Annotated in this window: 13 protein-coding genes; 9 read left to right on the top strand and 4 right to left on the bottom strand. The window is 61.9% G+C overall.

Annotation, left to right across the window (positions count from 1 at the left end; translation table 11 throughout):
- Window positions 1-114 precede the first annotated feature (114 nt).
- From D5400_RS00925 to D5400_RS00905, 5 genes are all read left to right on the top strand, one after another.
- Entirely contained in the window at window positions 115-831 is a 717-nt protein-coding gene (locus D5400_RS00925; protein WP_372493038.1) for a L,D-transpeptidase, read from the top strand.
- A 69-nt stretch (window positions 832-900) separates the two neighbouring features.
- Window positions 901-1,533, top strand: coding sequence for a DsbA family protein (locus D5400_RS00920; protein ID WP_126006772.1), 633 nt, complete (start codon window positions 901-903; stop codon window positions 1,531-1,533).
- 11 nt (window positions 1,534-1,544) lie between these two features.
- Window positions 1,545-2,417 (top strand): peptidylprolyl isomerase, encoded by an 873-nt coding sequence (locus D5400_RS00915; RefSeq protein WP_126006770.1) that lies wholly within the window; start codon window positions 1,545-1,547, stop codon window positions 2,415-2,417.
- A 33-nt stretch (window positions 2,418-2,450) separates the two neighbouring features.
- Window positions 2,451-3,014: a L,D-transpeptidase gene (locus tag D5400_RS00910; protein WP_126006768.1), complete on the top strand. Its 564-nt coding sequence runs from the start codon at window positions 2,451-2,453 to the stop codon at window positions 3,012-3,014.
- An 11-nt stretch (window positions 3,015-3,025) separates the two neighbouring features.
- Window positions 3,026-4,069, top strand: a complete 1,044-nt coding sequence (locus D5400_RS00905) for a flavin-containing monooxygenase (RefSeq protein WP_245451389.1) — start codon at window positions 3,026-3,028, stop codon at window positions 4,067-4,069.
- An 18-nt stretch (window positions 4,070-4,087) separates the two neighbouring features.
- Here the strand turns inward: D5400_RS00905 and D5400_RS00900 are convergent, their stop codons facing one another.
- The 3 genes from D5400_RS00900 to D5400_RS00890 form a co-directional block, all read right to left on the bottom strand.
- Window positions 4,088-4,831 carry a DsbA family protein gene (locus D5400_RS00900; protein WP_126006764.1) on the bottom strand — a complete coding sequence of 248 codons (744 nt, stop codon included), beginning with the start codon at window positions 4,829-4,831 and terminating at the stop codon, window positions 4,088-4,090.
- A gap of 15 nt (window positions 4,832-4,846) precedes the next feature.
- Entirely contained in the window at window positions 4,847-5,941 is a 1,095-nt protein-coding gene (locus D5400_RS00895; protein ID WP_126006762.1) for a cell wall hydrolase, read from the bottom strand.
- 494 nt (window positions 5,942-6,435) lie between these two features.
- Window positions 6,436-7,806, bottom strand: coding sequence for an Nramp family divalent metal transporter (locus D5400_RS00890; protein ID WP_126006760.1), 1,371 nt, complete (start codon window positions 7,804-7,806; stop codon window positions 6,436-6,438).
- A 414-nt stretch (window positions 7,807-8,220) separates the two neighbouring features.
- On the opposite strand from D5400_RS00890, the gene D5400_RS21335 reads away from it, so the two are divergent.
- The 4 genes from D5400_RS21335 to lnt all read left to right on the top strand — a co-directional run bounded on the left by D5400_RS21335 (window position 8,221) and on the right by lnt (window position 11,365).
- Window positions 8,221-8,769, top strand: a complete 549-nt coding sequence (locus D5400_RS21335; protein ID WP_205665502.1) for a hypothetical protein — start codon at window positions 8,221-8,223, stop codon at window positions 8,767-8,769.
- A gap of 87 nt (window positions 8,770-8,856) precedes the next feature.
- Window positions 8,857-9,027 (top strand): hypothetical protein, encoded by a 171-nt coding sequence (locus D5400_RS21030; protein ID WP_161601181.1) that lies wholly within the window; start codon window positions 8,857-8,859, stop codon window positions 9,025-9,027.
- Window positions 9,024-9,752: a cytochrome c biogenesis CcdA family protein gene (locus D5400_RS00880; protein WP_126006758.1), complete on the top strand. Its 729-nt coding sequence runs from the start codon at window positions 9,024-9,026 to the stop codon at window positions 9,750-9,752. Before D5400_RS21030 ends, D5400_RS00880 begins: the two co-directional genes overlap by 4 nt.
- 80 nt (window positions 9,753-9,832) lie before the next feature.
- On the top strand, window positions 9,833-11,365 hold the full coding sequence (lnt, locus tag D5400_RS00875) for an apolipoprotein N-acyltransferase (RefSeq protein WP_245451597.1): 1,533 nt from the start codon (window positions 9,833-9,835) through the stop codon (window positions 11,363-11,365).
- On the opposite strand, the gene D5400_RS00870 is transcribed toward lnt, so the two are convergent.
- Window positions 11,362-11,967 carry a transglutaminase-like cysteine peptidase gene (locus D5400_RS00870; RefSeq protein ID WP_235897751.1) on the bottom strand — a complete coding sequence of 202 codons (606 nt, stop codon included), beginning with the start codon at window positions 11,965-11,967 and terminating at the stop codon, window positions 11,362-11,364. The genes lnt and D5400_RS00870 overlap by 4 nt on opposite strands.
- Window positions 11,968-12,142 lie beyond the last annotated feature (175 nt).

The raw sequence follows: 12,142 nt of genomic DNA, 5'->3' as shown, positions 1-12,142 counted from the left end.
TTCTTCGGGCGCAGCCCCGAGGAAAGGCGGCTCCGATCCAGACGGTCGCAATTCGTCCTCACCAATTGCTTTCCGCGGGGAGCAATGGACCACGACCGTATTGGGAGCAAAGCATTGACAACCACACCATCACGCACAGGCCTGTCCCGACGGCAAGTCCTGACCCTTGCCGCATCCTCGGCCGCATCCTTGACGCTGGCCGGCTGCACGACCACCGATATCCAGCCCGTCGCGGTGGTGCCGGAAACGCCGAGCATCGATCCCTCCTTCGTCTCCATGTACCGGGCGATGCCGGAAGAGGATTTCCCGATCCCCGCCGTCGACCTGAGAAGGGTCGACCGGCAGTTCTACCGTCAGTTCGTCGACGACCCGACGGGCGAACGTCCCGGAACCGTCGTCGTCGATACGCAGTCCTTTTTCCTCTATCTGGTTCTGCCCGACGGCAAGGCGATGAGATACGGCGTCGGCCTCGGGCGGGCGGGGTTCACCTGGTCCGGTGAAGGGGTCATCCAGTGGAAGCGGCCCTGGCCGGTCTGGACCCCGCCGGCGGAGATGATTGCGCGCCAGCCCGAGCTGGAAGAATTCAGCGCCGAGAACGGGGGCCAGCCGCCCGGGCTCGACAATCCTCTCGGTGCGCGGGCGCTCTACATCTTCCAGAACGGGCAGGACACCCTCTACCGCCTGCACGGCTCGCCCGAGTACTGGACCATAGGGCGCGCGGTGTCGAGCGGCTGCGTCCGTCTGATCAACCAGGACATCATCGACCTCTACGATCGTGTCTCGATCCCCTCGCCAATCATCGTGCGCAGCGGTCCGAGAGCGATCGCCTGACGCCAAATTAGCGCTTGCTCCTCCAGGGGCTAGAGCTTGCAAAGTAGAAGCTCACCAAAGGAAACGACCATGAAACGTCGAAACGTTCTATATGGCCTGTCCGCTCTCGGAGCGGCGGCCGCCTTTCCAGCTCTGACGCTTGCCCAACCGACTCCCGAAGACCTGCTCGCGCCGGGAGCGCTCGCGGAAAAAAGCTTCGGTCCGGAAGATGCTCCGGTCACCGTGATCGAGTACGCGTCGCTGACCTGCGGCCACTGCCGCAACTTCCATCTGAATGTCTGGCCCGCCTTCAAGGAGAAATACGTCGATACGGGCAAGGTCCGCTTCATCATGCGCGAGTTCCCGTTCGATCCGCGCTCTTCGGCCGGATTCATGCTGGCCAGGTGCGCCGGCGACGACAAATGGTACGCCACCATCGACCTGCTCTACCGGACCCAGGACAACTGGGCGCGGTCCTCCGACGGCTCAGGCTCGCTCAAGGCCGTCATGGGCATGACCGGGATGGACGAGGCCGCCTTCGAGGCATGCCTGCGGAACGAGGAACTGCAGCAGCAAGTGCAGGCTGTATTCGAAGCAGGTCGTGAGTTCGGCGTCGATTCGACGCCGACCTTCTTCGTCAATGGCGAGATGTACAAGGGCGTCCTCAGCATCGACCGCTTCAGCGAGATCGTCGATCCGCTGATCGCGGCGAGCGGCCAATAGGGGGAGGGCGCATGATGGGAATTCGCTCTCTCACTTTCCGGCTGAAGGTCCAAGGGTTCGTTGCGGTTGCGATGATGGCGGCGATGCTGCCGCCACTGGCTCACGCTCAGGATGACGAAGTCGTCGCGCGCGTCAACGGCCAGGAGATCACGGCCGCCGATCTCGCAATCGCCGAAGAAATGTATGGACCCCAGCTCGGCCAGATGCCGGAAGACGCCAGGCGTTCCGTTCTCGTGAACGCGCTCATCGAGCTGCGCATCGTGGCCGACGCCGCTCGCGAGGCAAACGTCACGGAACAGGACGCGTTCAAGCGTCAGCTGGCGTTCTTCGAGGCCCAGACGCTTCGATCCGTGTTCATAGAGCAGCGCGTGGCCGATGCGGTGACGGACGAGGCGATAAGGGCCGCCTATGATGGCCAGGTAGGCAGCTTTCCGACCGTGGCCGAACGGAAGTTGCGGCATATCCTCGTGGGCACCGAAGACGAGGCAACAGACATCATCAACGCGCTGGAAGCCGGGCAGTCCTTTGCCGATCTAGCGCAGGAACGCTCCATCGATGCGGTGTCGAAGGCAAAGGGAGGGGATCTCGGCTTCGTCGCGGAAGGGGAGATCATGCCGGAAGTCGAGGAGGCCGCGGCCGAGCTCGAACCGGGACAGTTCACCCGGTCGCCGGTCGCCACCGCCTTCGGCTTCCATGTCGTGATGCTGGAGGAAGCACGCAATCGGCCGCCGCCTGCATTCGAGACGGTCGAACCGCAGATCCGGCAGGCGCTCGCGTCCGCCGAAGAGCAACGGCTTCTCGCGGGGCTACGCGCCGCCGCCCAGGTCGAAAAGCTCGTTCCCGACGTCACGCCGCCACAGGCGGACGACGGGCACGATCACTGATCGCACACTTCAGCAGCTATTGAGGGGCTTACCATGATGGATCGCAGATCGTTCGCAACAGGGTTGATCGCAGCGCTGTCGGCAGTCCAACTGCCGACCGCGGCGCTGGCTCACAGAAGGGTCGAACTCGACCCGCGCTTTCTTCCCCAAACCGTCGTCTCGCCATACGCTCAGCCAGCCGGTACGATCGTGGTCGCCCCGCGGGACCGGTTCCTGTACCTGATCGAGGGCAGAGGTGCGGCACGACGCTACGGGATTGGCGTAGGCAAGGCGGGTCTCGCATTCTCCGGCTCCGCGATCATCGAACGCAAGGCGAAGTGGCCCGCCTGGCGGCCGACCGCCAACATGATCAGACGCGATCCCGCGAGATACGCGAGATACGCGAATGGCGTCCCCGGCGGGCCGGGCAATCCGCTGGGTTCCCGCGCGCTCTACCTCTACCGCGACGGTCGCGACACGTACTACCGCATCCATGGCACGACCGAGCCATGGACGATCGGTCAGGCCGTATCCAACGGCTGCATCCGCATGGTGAACGAGCATGTGGAAGAGCTCTACGAGCGTGTGCCGCTCGGCGCCCGGGTCGTGGTGGTTTGATGGAAAGATCGGTGCTGGTCATCGGAGCCGGGCAGGCGGGTCTCGCGGCCGCGTACCACCTGGCCCGGGCCGGCGCCGACTATTCCATCGCGGATGCGAACCGGCGCGTCGGTGACAGCTGGCGGGCGCGCTACGACGCGCTGACCCTGTTCACGCCGCGCCAGTTCAGTGCGCTGCCCGGACTGGAGCTTTCCGGAAATCGCGAGGGCTACTCCAACCGGGACGAATTCGCCGACTATCTGGAAGCCTATGCGTCGCGCCTGAAGCTGCCGGTCGAAACCGGAAGACGGGTTGTTCGCCTTTCCAGGCTCGACGATGGACGTTTCGAGGCGACATTTGAGGACGGCGGAAAGCGGCAAGCGAGCGAGATCATCGTGGCGGCTGGCGCCTTCCAGGTCCCCAGAATTCCAACTGTCGCCGGGAAGTTCGGCAGCGATGTGCTCCATTTGACGACCGACATCTTCCGCAACGCCAACCAGTTGCCGGACGGCCCTGTGCTGATCGTGGGGGATGGTGCGAGCGGCCGCGACATTGCTGTCGAGTGCAGAAGAACTCAACCGGTGATCCTGGCGACCGGAAAGCCTCGAAAGCTGCTGCCCGAACGCATTCTGGGAAAGTCGATCTGGTGGTGGCTTCATCTTACCGGCGCTTTGACGGCATCGCCGGACTCCTTGCTAGGCAGCAGGGTCAGGGCAACCGACGCCTTCCCCGACCGTGACCGCAGCCTCGAAAGCCTGAAAAGAAAGGACATACGGATCGCGCCGCGGCTCGTGAATGCAGACGAGACGACAGCGCGGTTTTCGGACGGAAGCTCGGCCGAGGTCCGAACCGTCGTCTGGACGGTCGGCTACCGCGACGACAGTTCCTGGCTCGACGTTCCTCTTGCCGTGAATGAAGACGGTTCCTTCCGCCACGAAGCCGGGGTTTCGCCGGTCAAGGGCCTTTATTTCGTCGGGCGACCCTGGCAGCGAAACAGGGCTTCGGCGCTGATCATGGGAGCAGGACCCGACGCCGAGCTTGTCGTCCAGAGGCTTCTGGCTGATCGGGGGGGATGAGCGCGGCCGACCGGTCGATCACTCACGCACCGATCGCACGGCCTCCGCCAGCGGCTCCTTGCCCACGGCGCCAACGACGATTCGTTCGCCCACGACGAACGATGGGGTTCCTGTCAGTCCAAGAAGCTGAGCCAGCGCCAGGTTCGAAGCGATGACCGTCTCGATCTCTGGAGACCCCATCTCTGCCTCGACACGCGCGCGATCAAGACCCATTTCCTCTACAAGCGACAAAGCTCGGCCTGCGTTGGCCTGACCCTGCATGGCCATCAGCCGGGCATGGAAATCGCGCGCGCTCGCGTCGTCGCCCAGGCGTTTCACGGCGAGGGCGACTTTCGCAGCCTCGATGGATCCCGGACCGAGGATGGGGAAATCCTTCAGGACGACACGCAATTGTGCATCCTCGGCCAGCAATGCCTTTATGTCTGGAAAAGCTCTTTTGCAGTAGCCGCAGTTGAAGTCGAAGAACTCGACCAGCGTCACATCGCCATCGGGATTGCCGAGGACGAGATCGGCGGCGCTCCGCAGCAGGACGTCCTGCTCGGCCCGGATCGTCTCCGCCCTGGCTTCTTCTTGCGCCTTCTGCGAGCGGTTCTCAAGTTCGAGCAACGCTTCCTTGATTATCTCGGGGTTCTCGAGAATGTACTCGCGGACGATTTTCTCGACCTCCGAGCGATCAATCGTCTCTGCGATCGCCGCCGGGGTCGCCATCAGGAGAATGGCGAAGGTTCGGACCAGCGCAACACGCAACAATTTGATTCTCATCGGTTCCTCACCGCGCTAGCTCCAGCCCCCGCCGAACGTGCGATAGAAGATGTGCTTGCCGATCTGCGTCATCCGTTCCATCGACTGAGCCCATTTAGGATGGACGTAGGTGGCGTTGTAATGTGTCGACGACGCGACTTCCGGCAGGAAAATCTTACCCGCGGTGACGGCAAGCGCAACATCCTTTGCGAGCCGATAGGCCCGGCGATCCGAAATCACGTCAGGGACTCCGTCGCAAGCGAACGAGAACTGGCATCTGTTGAGCATGTGCTGATTCTGATAAACCACATCGCAGACGGTGTCGGGATAAGCCGGGTTCCTAACCCGGTTCAAGATTACCTGGGCGACAGCCGCCTGCCCTCTCGATTTCTCGCCGCGCGCCTCGAAATAGATTCCGGTCGCGAGGCACTTCTGCTCGGCGGCGGAGAACACCATCTTTGGAAGTGGCACCCTCATCCACGGGTGGTCACCCTCCGCCATGGGCGGAACGAAGCGGCCGCCGGCGTCCTGACCGCCAAGCAGCGCATCGAAGGGTGCGGACGTTGCGTGGTATGGATCGCTCGGAGCGTAGGCGGTCGCCAGAACGTCGGCACGGTCGTTGCTGACGAGATCCGCCAGGATCGGAGGCACGCCCTCAAGCCGGTGAGTCTCCGCGCGGTGAAGGATCGTTATTGCGTTCCGGACACCCGGAGCTGCCTCCGGCAGGAAGCCGCGCAAGCCCTCCGGAGCGTCAAGGCGGCTCGAGAAGAGGATGGCAGCCAGCCTCGTTCCATCGAAAACGCCTTTCGAGGCGGTTACGGAAAGCGTTGCCGTTTTGCCTGAATCGGAGGTCTGGCTTTGCAGAAGATCTCGCTTTGAGGCGTTATCGGAGAAATCGCCGCTCCGGCTCGCGGACGGCCCGGTCGCAAACGTTTCCACCCCAGTAGCCGACCCAAGTCTGAGCGTCCGAAGATGGGAGCATGCATCCTCACCCCGAACACCATTGCGCTGTACGAGAACAGTGCCGGTCGCAAGCTCGGAACGCATGTCCTGGATGGCGGTCGGCGACGCGAACCCGAAGGTCAGCGAGCTTGCAAACAGGATTGCCAGAATCCGACCTCGGCGGGCCATGGAAGTGGATTCCGAGCCTTGGCTTTGCTTCGACGACAACGACCGATCTCCTGAGGTGGTCTCGGAAGCAAAATGAATTGTTAACCTTGATGATCGGTTAAGACGCTGCACACGGGGCGTCTGTTTGAGAGATAATCGGTCGGCTTGTCCGCTATAGACCGACATGAACGGCTGGGAGCGCGGCCGATTGTTCGATAATCATGAGGTAGGGGCTTCAGCCCTATTCTCACCGGTCAGAACTCGCGGGTGCAACTACGCGCTACAATTCCCATTGTGCGACTTTCGAAGGTTTCGGGTAGACCATCCTGCACCACTGCGTACGTAGATTTTCCGATGATCAGCCTTACGGGCGGCATGTGGTGTCAACAGGGTCTTTCCAGGCGACTTTTGTTGCCCGACAGGGTTGTCGCCTGACGAGACGTATCACCAGGCCGCAGATCTCGTGAATTCTCCGATGGTCCGTGCCTCTGACTGCGGTCAAAATGCGCAAGCGGCTACCATCCTATCACGGCCACGGACCAGAGCAGGTTGATGTTGAGCGCGATGATGGTGACGGCGATCAGCGCGCAGAGCGCGGTCAGCCAGAGCGGGGCGACCATGTCGCCCATCTTGGCCTTGCTCGCGGTGAACATGACCAGCGGCACGATGGCGAAAGGCAACTGGAAGCTCAGCACGACCTGGCTGAGGATGAGCAACTGGCCGGTGCCTGAACTCCCCCATATCAAAATCACGATGACCGCCGGGACGATCGCGATCGAGCGTGTGACGAGCCGGCGCAGCACTGGACTGATACGGAAATTGATGAAGCCTTCCATGACGATCTGGCCAGCCATTGTGGCGGTCACGGTGGCGTTTAGGCCGGAGCACAGCAGTGCGATGCCGAACATCGTCGGTGCGAGCGAACCGCCGAGCAGAGGCGCTAGCAGCGCATGGGCCTGATCGATCTCGACAATCTCGGTGTTGCCGCTCGCGTGAAAGGTTGCCGCAGCGAGGATCAGGATAGAAGCGTTGATGGTCAGGGCGAACATCAGCGCGATGGTCGAATCCCAGGTCGCCATACGCAACGCCTCGAACCTTCGTGCCGGCGTCGTCTCCCAGTTGCGCGTCTGCACGATGCCGGAGTGGAGGTAGAGATTGTGGGGCATCACGGTGGCGCCGATGATGCCCAGTGCGATGTAGAGCATCTCCGGATTGGTCACGATATCGGTCGAGGGCGCGAAGCCTGCGATCACACCTGCCCAGTCCGGATCGGCCATGGCGATCTGCACGAAGAAGCAGGCGGTTATGACCGCCAGAAGCGTGATGACAAATGCTTCAACCCAACGGAAGCCGCGGTTCTGCAGCCACAGGATCAGAAACACGTCGGCGGCGGTGATGAAGACGCCGATTTCGAGCGGGATACCGAACAGCAGGTTGAGACCGATTGCCACGCCGATGACCTCGGCAAGGTCGGTGGCGATGATCGCGGCCTCCGCGAAAATCCACAGCGGCCACGACACCCATGACGGATAGGCATCCCGGCAGGCCTGCGCTAGGTCGCGCCTGGACGCGATGGCGAGGCGCGCGCACAGCGATTGCAGCAGGATCGCCATTACGTTGGACAGTAGCGCCACGAACAGGAGCGTGTAGCCGAACTTGGCGCCGCCGGCGAGCGAAGTCGCCCAGTTGCCGGGGTCCATATAGCCGACTGCGACCAGATAGCCTGGGCCGACGAAGGCGAGAAACCTTCGGAACACCGTGCTGCCACGCGGCACGACGATCGAGCCAAAGACTTCGGAGAGTGACGGCGTCGGGCTGGTGCGACGCCAGCCATTGTGGCCGGCCACGGACAACGAGGGTTCCGAATCCAAGGATGGAGAAGACATATGGCTGTCTGTTGCGAATGATTTTCAATTGCAAGATAGATATATCGCTGACAGTCGTCAATGCGTTTGTCATGGCAGGTTGCAGTAAGGTCTCACTCGTCGGCAAGGTTGCTTTGATGATAGCGAAAAGAGCTGCCCCCGCTTCAGCATTGTGGCGTGTCGGGTACCGTAACCCTTGGTGCGACCAAGGCTCGATAAACGTGAGGGGACGAATGATTGACAACAGCTTTGCGCCCATGCGCTCAATGGCAGGGGTGAGCAGTTCTAGGTAGTCACTAGCCACGACTCAGCCGAATATCGCGCGCGGCATCCGGCATTTTCATTCTGCTGAAATCGCAACTGCGTTAAATCAATATGGGTGCGACTGAAGACGATCCGACACAGTGATTCAGCTGAAACTTTCACGCTGGGTGCATGCGGTTGGCCTGCTGCCGATTTTCCTACGCGTGGTTACGGCAAAACGCGCGCTACGGCGCCTACGACACGCTCACCCCGGCTCTGGAACCGCTTCACCGCTCCCCTACTTCCATGACGCTCGCTGCCGACGCCCGCAAGCGTGATGACTGGTTCGACAGCCGATACCGGCTCGCTCTAACGGAAGGCGAGCGCGCAGACCTCACGGCCTACCCGGAGGCCGCTGGCAATGCCGACGAGCCCTATCGGAAGTTCGAGGGACCGGGGTCGGTATTCCACTTCGCCTGGAAGGAACTGACGACGTTCGTCTGCACGTTGAAAAAGCTGTTCAATGGCCGACGCCGAGATCACCTCTGCCTAGCTGGCGGGCCAGGGGGGCGTTTTGGCGCCTGGCCACAGATCGCGCCCGACATCGTGCGCGACACGCTTTTCCGCTTCGAGATGAACCTGCGGGAATCCCCATCCTCGGCCTCGTCGGTGCCGGCGGGATCGGCTTCTACATCAAAACCTATGTCCGCACCTTCCAGTAAGAAAAGGTCGCCACGCTGACGATCGTCGTCGTCCTGTTCGTCGTCGTGATCGAACTGGCCAACAACGCGATCCGCACGCTGCTGCGATAGAGGCAAGATAGAAGACTTGCACGACGAACGCGGGCTCAATGCCCGCGCCCCGGCCTCGATCGAGCGGCGCGGCGCAATGTCACGCGGGACAAGCCTCGATCCGGCCTTGAACCTCATGTTGCCAGAGCATGTATGGGCACTGAGTTCGTCCACACCGAATCCGACGAAAGAAGAGGACATGAAATGACGATCGACGTCTCGGCAGTCGGTCTCGCAACGGCAGTCGTGGCCGGCGCGGTGTCGTTCGTCTCGCCCTGCGTCCTGCCTCTCGTGCCGGGGTATCTCTCGTTCGTGTCCAGCGGCGTGAATCCGCATTCGGCGCAGCTCGCCGACCGGTTGCGGATCGTCTGGTCAGCGATGTTCTTCATCGCCGGGTTCACGACGATCTTCGTCATTCTCGGGCTGGGCGCGCAGTTCCTCGGCGGCCTGCTGCTTCGCTACAGCTTCGAAGCCAACCTCGTGGGCGGCGGCCTGCTGGTCCTGTTCGGCCTGATGATGACCGGCCTCATCAGGCTTCCCTTCGTGATGCAGGATTACCGCGTAGAAGGACCGCAAGCCGTATCCGGCCCCGCCGGCGCCTACACTCTCGGCCTCGCCTTCGCCTTCGGCTGGACGCCGTGCATCGGCCCGGTTCTGGGCTCGATTCTGACGATGACCGCGGTGTCGTCCGGAAGCGGGGCGGTACTCCTCGCCGCCTACAGCCTCGGCCTCGGTATCCCGTTCCTGGTCGTCGCGCTCGCGTTCGGGAAGGTTGCCGGCTTCATGAAACGGGCGCGCTACGCCGGCCATGTCCTCAACATTACCGCCGGCGCGATCATGATCACGATGGGCGTGCTGATGATGACCGGCCGCATGACGCTGATCGCGTTCTGGCTTCTGGAGCGCTTTCCAGGACTTGCCTATATCGGCTGACTGATATGACGGACCGGGGGGCGATCGAACCGGAAGAAGGCGGCCTTGGCCGGATAACGTATCCGGACTCGGGATTGGCCGTGTCGCTCCCGGTATGCGCGTTGATGGGCGCGCTCACGGCCCTTGCTTTTGCTCCGTACTTCGTTCTGCCGCTCGTATTGGTCGGCTTTGCCGCCTTCGCCCTGTTCATCCGTCACGCCCGTGGCTCGTGTGCCGCCTTCCTGATCGGCTGGGGCTTCGGCATCGGCCAGTTCGCAGTCGGCCTGCGGTGGATATCCGAGAGCTTTTTCGTCGACGCGGATCGGTTCGGCGCACTCGCCTGGCCGGCAGTGCTGGGCCTTTCCGGCTTCCTTGCCCTGTTCCCGGCATTCGCAGCCGCGGCAACGCGCTATCTTGGCGGACGCGGACCGACCGTCTTTCTCATACTTCCCGGATTCTGGACCCTTGCCGAAATGGCGCGCGGCGTCCTCTTCACCGGCTTTCCCTGGAACCTGACAGGATATGTCTGGGGTTTCAGCGACGCGACGCTCCAGCCTATGTCGGCGATCGGCGTTCACGGAGTTGGTTTCGTCACCGCGACCCTATGCATGGTTCCTTTGGCGCTCGCGGAACGATACCGTCTCGGACCATGGGCTCTGGCGGTGACGATGCTCGTAGTGCCCATGCTCGGGGCAGGGTTCTTCTGGGCTTTCGGAGCGGTCCGGCTCGCAAACGCCGAAACCGCCGATGGCGCCGGTCCCCGAATCCGTGTCGTCCAGCCGAACATCCCGCAGGATCAAAAATGGGATCCAGACGCGGCAACGCGGAACCTTCAGAAGCTGCATGACCTCAGCACATCGGGCGCTGCCGGGCGGCCACGCGTCGTAGTATGGCCGGAAACGGCTTATCCGTATCTCTTTTCCGAGGTCGTCAGGTTGCCTGAAGCCCTACTTGGGAGCATTCCCGAAGGAGGATTGCTGCTGTTCGGCGCGGTACGAGCTGTCCCCGGGGACACCGCTGAGGTTGGGGGGCTGCTGAACAGCCTGCTCGCCGTCGATCATACAGGCAAGGTCGTTGCCGACTACGACAAGATCAGGCTGGTGCCGTTCGGCGAGTTCACGCCTTTCAAAAGCTTGCCCGGCATCAGCAAGCTCACGGCAGGCGATATCGACTACGTGCCGGGTTCGGTCAGCTCACCAATGACCCTTCCGGCAGTACCGCCCTTTCGAGTGCTGATCTGCTATGAGGCGATTTTCCCGTCGCCGAAGGTCGATGAGGAGCGATGGCTACTCAACGTCACGAACGACGCCTGGTTCGGCGTATCGGCGGGACCCTACCAGCATTTTCTTTCGGCAAGAGTCCGCTCGATTGAATCGGGCCTGCCCATGATCCGCGCCGCGAACAGCGGGATCAGCGCGGTCGTCGATGGCTATGGCCGGATTCAGCAGATGCTGCCGTTGGCGGTCGAGGGGGCTTTCGACGCCGCCCTGCCTGGACCCACCCCGCAGCGTACGCTCTACAGCAAACTTGGTGACATGCCGACTTTGATTGTCGTCGGTCTCGTGATCGGCATTGGGGCGTTTTGCCGGAGAAGGAGGCGTGACGCAGTGATTAAGAGCGAAACAAATCCCTAGTGCAGGGATCCTACAAGGGGAGCATCGCCTTCACGGATCGTGACCCACCGGCCTGTGTGCGTTGTCGCCTGCCGTTTGAGATAGAGATACTCGGTTTCATCCCAGTTCAGAACCGCATCGGTGAGATTGTCCAGGACCACGTCGCCGATGTCCGTTCGCACGGTCAGTACAGCATGGCCTTCGCCGTTCGGCCGCCGAAGTACAGTCAAAAGGAGATTCGAGGTCGAGACGCCTTCCTTGAGCAGGATGCGACGTTTCGCCAGCGCGTAATCCTCGCAATCTCCAGCATCTACAGGATAGGTCCAATACTCGTCGACCCCATATATCTCAAGGTCGCTTTTCGGCTTAATCGCCTGATTGACCTTGACTGTAAGACGCTCCAGCCGAGCAAGCAGTTCCTCCGACATCGGCAACGTGCCGAAGTCGCGTGTTCTGATGGAGCACTCCGCCGGCTTGCGCTTGCAGAACTCATAGTGCCCGATCGGTTGTGACGTGAAACCGCCGGTGATCATCGGCGATGGGTGCGCTTGGACCGTAGAAGTCGAGGCAAGCGTTGACAGCACGATAGCGAAGGTCGCCAGCGACCAACACAATGCCCCCATCGGAGCCCCCACTTAATCGGTTAAACTTTGTTACCAAAGGCCTAACGGCAATAGGCCGTAAGGTCCATTGCAGCACCGTAACATTCTCGTGAGTGCGCGCCTCCTCCCGAGAACTGTTTTTCCACAGACACCTTCAGCCGCCCCCTTGAAGCTCAGCTAACTAGAGGTGCGAGCG

It is taken from the genome of Georhizobium profundi (genome assembly GCF_003952725.1).
Taxonomy (GTDB): Bacteria; Pseudomonadota; Alphaproteobacteria; order Rhizobiales; family Rhizobiaceae; genus Georhizobium; species Georhizobium profundi.
Note: the sequence above shows the minus strand (reverse complement) of the source record. Positions and strands in the feature narration are given on the sequence as shown.

Excerpts from the sequence above, each read along its gene's own strand:
- D5400_RS00920 (WP_126006772.1), top strand. The coding sequence starts at position 901 with ATGAAACGTCGAAACGTTCTATATGGCCTGTCCGCTCTCGGAGCGGCG.
- D5400_RS00915 (WP_126006770.1), top strand. The coding sequence starts at position 1,545 with ATGATGGGAATTCGCTCTCTCACTTTCCGGCTGAAGGTCCAAGGGTTC.
- D5400_RS00910 (WP_126006768.1), top strand. The coding sequence starts at position 2,451 with ATGATGGATCGCAGATCGTTCGCAACAGGGTTGATCGCAGCGCTGTCG.
- D5400_RS00900 (WP_126006764.1), bottom strand. The coding sequence starts at position 4,831 with ATGAGAATCAAATTGTTGCGTGTTGCGCTGGTCCGAACCTTCGCCATT.
- D5400_RS00895 (WP_126006762.1), bottom strand. The coding sequence starts at position 5,941 with ATGGCCCGCCGAGGTCGGATTCTGGCAATCCTGTTTGCAAGCTCGCTG.
- D5400_RS00890 (WP_126006760.1), bottom strand. The coding sequence starts at position 7,806 with ATGTCTTCTCCATCCTTGGATTCGGAACCCTCGTTGTCCGTGGCCGGC.
- D5400_RS21335 (WP_205665502.1), top strand. The coding sequence starts at position 8,221 with ATGCGGTTGGCCTGCTGCCGATTTTCCTACGCGTGGTTACGGCAAAAC.
- D5400_RS00880 (WP_126006758.1), top strand. The coding sequence starts at position 9,024 with ATGACGATCGACGTCTCGGCAGTCGGTCTCGCAACGGCAGTCGTGGCC.
- D5400_RS00870 (WP_235897751.1), bottom strand. The coding sequence starts at position 11,967 with ATGGGGGCATTGTGTTGGTCGCTGGCGACCTTCGCTATCGTGCTGTCA.